We start from the raw sequence: 5,363 nt of genomic DNA, 5'->3' as shown, positions 1-5,363 counted from the left end.
AACGTGTCCCGATCCATGCCCGCCTCCCGCGTTCGGTATCCTTCATGATACCAAATCCGGGAATGCATAGCGAACGCTATTTGAGCCTTCTTTTTTCTCGCCGCAACGCCCCTGCGGGGCGTGCGGCTCCGCAGCTTCGCTGCGCCGGCCCGGTCGGGCCGGTTGGACGACCCAACCGGTTTACCTTGGGTTGCCCGAAATTACTCCTCCAGGCGGCCCAGGGCCTTGGCGAGCACCAGATAGACCTTGCCCAGATCGGAGCCGATGAACAGCGCGGTCAGGATGTCGGCGCGCGCGGTCTGGCGGGTCTGTTCCAGCAGGCTTTCGTAGTCCGTCACGAACTGGGTGACGTAGCCCCGGAACTCGCGGTCGTGGTCGAAGATCTCGCGCACCGCGCCGTGCTGCTTGACGGTCATGACCCGGGCCAGATGGCGCAGGAACACGCCGTGGTCGCCCTTCTGGTAGCGTCGCCACAGCTCCTCGTCGCGCACCGGGTTGAAGATGCGGGCGATGTCCACGGCCACGCTCTCCAGGCGCTCGATCATGAAGCTGGCCTGATGCAGGAAGGTGGTGACCTCGGCCCGCTCCATCTCCACGCGCAGGGTCCCGGCCCGGTCCTCGGCCTTGTTGGCGGCGTCCACCAGGGTCTGGGCGTGACGGGCGAAGTCCGCGCCCAGGCGACGGGCGGTCTCGCTCACCTTCTCGCCGGACAGGGCCATGCCGTCCACCTCCTGGCGGATGGCGTCGGCGGTCTTCTCCAGCAACGGGACCAGGGCGCGGGCGCGCTCGTCGGAGTCCTCCAGCGTGCCGCCCAGCAGCGAGGCCGCGCCCCGCACGGTCTCGGCAGCCTTCTCGGCGGCGGCCTGAATGCCCTCGGTGGACTGACGCAGGCGGTTGCCCGCGACGGTGGCCTGGGACAGGCCGCGCCCGGTGACCTCCTCGAACAGGCGGGCGTGCTGGTCCAGGGCGCCGCCCACCTCGGACAGCCGCGCGATGGCGCGGTTGATGACGGCATCCACCTGACCGGCGCGATTGTCCAGGGCGTGGGCGGTGGACTCCAGCGAGTCGTTGGCGCGGGTGGCGCTGTCGTCGATGACGCGCACCTTGCCCTCGATCACCTGCGCGGTTTCGGTCAGATGGCCGTCGGCCACCTCGGCCGCGTGCTTGATGGCGAGGTTGCGGGCGGCGAGGGTCTCTTCCAGGCCCTCCAGCGCCTTGTGGACCTGTCCCACCATGCGCTGCAGGTTCTCGGTCTCGTTGCGGACGGCGGCGGCGGCGGCGTGCGTGTGGTTGACGGTGCGCTCGCCCGTGGCCTCCAGGGTCTCGGCATGGTCGGCGAGGCTGAGGCCCACGCTTTCCAGCTCCGTGTTGACCTGCCCGGAGATGGTGGACAGTTCGTTCAGCCGCTGGCGCAGCGAGTCCACCGTGTCCTCGATGCGGTTGGCGGCGTTGCTGGCGGCGTCGCCCAGATGGCGCGACTGCTGCTGCAGGGCGCTCTGCACCAGTTCGAGTTGGTGACCGATGAGCTTCGCGCCCTCCGACAGCTCCTGGGCCTGGGCGGCGATGGCCTCGCGGATCTGGCCGGCCTGACGGCCCGCTTCGCTGGCGTGATCCTCCAGGCTCTCGGCCTGCTCCTTGACCGCCGCGCCGGCATCGCGGGCGCGCTGCTCGGCGCGCTGCACCCCGGCGCTGAGGGTGCGCAGCATCTCGTCCAGGGTGCTGGCCGCGCGTTCCAGGCTGGCGGTGGCCTCGGCGGTGGCGCCGGCCGCCTCCTGGCCGCGCTGGGCGACCATCAGCGAGGCGTCGGACATCTTGTTGGTGGCCTCGTCCACGGTGGCGTTCATGGTCTGCACCCGGCGGGTGAAGACGCCTTCCATCTCCTTCAGGCGCGCCATGGACTGGTCCGAGGCGGTCATCAGCGCGTCCGTCTGGCGGCCGATGGTGGTCTCGATCACCTGGGTGCGGCTGAGCAGGCGTTCGCTGGCCTGATCCACCGACTGGGTGCGCGTGCCCATCAGCTCCGCGACCGTCTGGCCGGTCTTTTCCCAGCGGGCGCGCAGGTCGTCCAGGTGGGTCTGCTGGCCGCCCAGCCGCCCGTCCAGATCGCTCATCAGGCCGGCCAGGGCCTCGCCCAGGTCACGGCCCTCGCGCACCTGCCGGGTGATGGTCTCGTTGACGGCCCGCAGCGCATTGCCCTGGTCGCGGGCCTGCTGGCCGGCCAGCGTCAGGTCCTGCACGTGCTTGCGCAGGCTGTCGTCCAGCGTGCGGGTCTGCGCCAGCATCTTGTCGGCGACGTCGTTCAGGGTCGTGCCGTGGCGTTCCAGCGTCAGGCCCACGTCGCGGGCGCGGCTGACCGTGCGTTCGGTGGCGTCCTCCAGCCCATAGACCTGGGACTCCGCATCGCGGATCACCTGGGCGATGTCCTCGCGGAACTTGTCGGTCAGGCTGGACAGCGCCACCACCTCGGTGCGCAGGCCGTCGCGCACCTGCCGGGCCTCGGCCATGGCCTGGCGCGAGGCATCCGTCAGCATGCGGGCCTGTTCGGTGAGCGAGCGCGCGACGTCGCTCATCTGGCCGCGCGCGGTGTCGGTGGGATAGGCCAGCTTGCGCAACTGGTCGCGCAGGATCAGGGCCTCGCGGCCGTAGCGTCCGTCGCGGGTGAACACGGCGACCAGCGCCCAGGCCAGGGCGACCGGGATCAGCGCGCCGGCGGCGAAGCCGGCGAACTCGTGCGGCAGCAGCATGAACAGGTTGGACCAGCCCACGCTTTGCTGGATGTAGAAGGCGAAGAAGGCGAGCCAGAACAGCGACACGCCGGCGGCCACCCACGACGGCCACTCGTGCCCGCGCGGCATGGGCAGCATGGGGTCCTCGCCCAGGGCGGGCGCGGCGGCCACGGACGGGGCCGGCTCGTCCTCGGGACGGGGGCCGGCGGTGTCGTCGTCATCGCGCGCCAGCAGGGGGCGCAGGCGGCGCGTCAGGACCGAGACCCGCTCACCCGACGGCGTCCGTTCCGGCTCGGGCCGGGGGGCCGTGAAGAAGCTGGGCACCGGGCGCTCGGCATCGGGGTCGCCCTCGGCAGGGGCCGCATCATCGGCCCGGGCCGCGCCCCCATCGGATGCGGGCGGGGCCTCCCCTGCGGCGGCGGCGCGCGTGCCGGTCAGCGGGCGCGGGGCCGTGTCGGCCGCGCCGTCGTCGGTGGCCTCCGCCTCGGGGGTCGCCCCGGTGTCCGTTCGGGTCTCGGCCACCAGGTGCGGCGCCGGGCGGGGGGCGTCCTGCCGGGCTGCGGTCCGCGCGGGATCGCCCTGCGGGGTCCCGTCATCCGGGTCGATTTCTCGGGTTGCCATGGCGACTCGCCCCTGTTGTCAACGCCATTTTGACAACAGGGTACTTGCTTTGAGTCAAGATTCCAACACGTTAATCTGGACTCTTGAGTCTCGAGTCAAAGGCAGTCCGATCCGACCGGAGTCAAGCGCCTTGCGGTTTCCGGGTCGCAACGACCTTCTGGTACAGTCCGCCGAAGTAGGTCTCCTTGCGCCAGACGAAGTCCTGCGCCAGGTCGGGCGGGGCGTAGGTGATGATGTCGTGATCGCTCAGCGCCAGGGCGTAGGGCTCCAGCAGGCGCCAGACCTGGATCATGAGGGGCCGCAGCGGGTGCCAGCGGTTCGGGCCGTGGTAGTCCACGAACACGGTCTTGCCGCCGGGGCGGGTGGCGTCCAGCAGGCTCTTGACGATGCGGTGCTTGTAGTCCTCCGGCACCTCGTGCAGCAGGAAGAAGCAGCACACGCCGTCATAGGACCGATCGCGCGGATCGGCGGCATCGGCCAGATTCATCGTGGCCGTGGGGAAGCCGGCCAGCTTGGTGCGGCAGGCGTCGATCTGGTTCGGCGCCACGTCGGTCACGTGCAGCTTGCCCTCGGGGCCCAGCACCTCCGCCAGCTTGCTGGAGAAGCAGCCGTAGACACAGGCGGGCTGAAGCACCTCCTGGCCCGGCTTGAACTCCGAGAAGCCGGCCCGCATCAGACGGTTGGCGTTGCCCCACAGGATGGACGAGACCACCAGCGAGGTGTCGAGGAACCGGCTGTACGCCGGCGTCAGATAGGCCCAGGTGTAGACCTTGCTGAGATATTCCGGAATGGTGGGAATCGCCGGGGTGGCCGGCGCGGCCATGGCGGCCGCCGGAGCCGGAACCTCGACCGGGGTCGGACGGACACGGCCGGCCGCCACGGCCGTCTCGCGGGAGGCCTGCAGCGAGACCTCGTCCTCCACCAGCGGATCCAGGCGATAATCGGGCGCAGCCGCGTGGGGTTTGTTCATGGACCTATCCTAAGCGTGTTGACTCGACCAAACGGGCACCGGGTTCCCGATGACGAACGGGGATCAGACAGGGCGTCGGTGCAACCGCCCCGGCGGCCCGGGTCTCACGGCACGGGTCCCCGCGGGCCCCCGCGCGGCGCAGACCCTGGCGGCTCTGCCCCTGGAGATGCAGCCCCTGGCGATGATGCCCCTGGAGACGAGGCACTGGGCGGCGGCGGCGCGGCCCCGCGCGCGACCGCGCGCGCGCGGGTCTCGAACGAGGTAATCATGCGGGGCGCCATCTCGCCATACGTGGCTTGCAGCAGCTTCTGAAGCATCTTCGAATGCACTTCAACCACCAAGTCCAGCCCGACCCGGCACCGTCCGGCGTCCATGGCCTCGAACGTCCACGTCATGTGCAACTGGCGCACGGTGGGGCCCGATGCGTTGATGACGATCCGGTCCGGATAGGTCAGATCGGTCCGGGAGTCGAAATCCAGCTTCGCCGGTCCGATTCCCAGGGCCTGATGGGTACGATAGCCCCCCGCGTCCCGACCTGTGACGCGGGCGGATTTCCAGAGCGGAAGGAAGGTCGGGTAGGCTTCCACATCCGCAACGAGGTCGAAGACCCTTTCCCGGTCATGGTGAACGACCCGCTGCACGGACTGTCTCATGGGCAGGCTCCACGGCACTGAACGGTCCAGCCCTCCGGAGCTGGAGAGGGCGCGCGGCATCATGCCTTTTCGCAACCGCACCGTAAACCTCGGGATGGGCGGCTGAAGGCCGATTCCACCGCTCTTTCGGCGGATCCGGGCACCGGAACGGCGCAGCCCCTGACCATTGGAGGGGGTCGCATCCGAAGCGTTCGGGCCGGGCGGTCCCCGGCGGATGACGACGCGGAGTCGGCGCGGGCGCGCGACAGGCGCGAGTCGGCGCGTCCTTCGCTTGCGGGAGAGGGGGCGCATCTCCCGAAAAAACAAGGCTCAAATAGCGTTCGCTATGCATTCCCGGATTTGGTATCATGAAGGATACCGAACGCGGGAGGCGGGCATGGATCGGGACACGTT

The 5,363-nt window shown here is 70.0% G+C and carries 3 protein-coding genes; all 3 read right to left on the bottom strand.

Going from position 1 to position 5,363, the window contains the following annotated elements; genetic code table 11:
• Positions 1-200: 200 nt before the first annotated feature.
• Positions 201-3,347 carry a hypothetical protein gene (locus GHC57_RS18610; RefSeq protein WP_153347082.1) on the bottom strand — a complete coding sequence of 1,049 codons (3,147 nt, stop codon included), beginning with the start codon at positions 3,345-3,347 and terminating at the stop codon, positions 201-203.
• Positions 3,348-3,468: 121 nt separating this feature from the next.
• Positions 3,469-4,317, bottom strand: coding sequence for a rhodoquinone biosynthesis methyltransferase RquA (rquA, locus tag GHC57_RS18605; protein WP_211369251.1), 849 nt, complete (start codon positions 4,315-4,317; stop codon positions 3,469-3,471).
• A 104-nt stretch (positions 4,318-4,421) separates the two neighbouring features.
• Complete coding sequence (locus tag GHC57_RS19415) at positions 4,422-4,970, bottom strand: type II toxin-antitoxin system RatA family toxin (RefSeq protein ID WP_170294973.1); 549 nt, start codon at positions 4,968-4,970, stop codon at positions 4,422-4,424.
• Between the last annotated feature and the right edge of the window lie 393 nt (positions 4,971-5,363).

The organism is Roseospira navarrensis (assembly GCF_009601025.1).
Classification (GTDB): Bacteria; Pseudomonadota; Alphaproteobacteria; order Rhodospirillales; family Rhodospirillaceae; genus Rhodospira; species Rhodospira navarrensis.
This window is presented reverse-complemented; position numbering and strand designations above follow the sequence as displayed.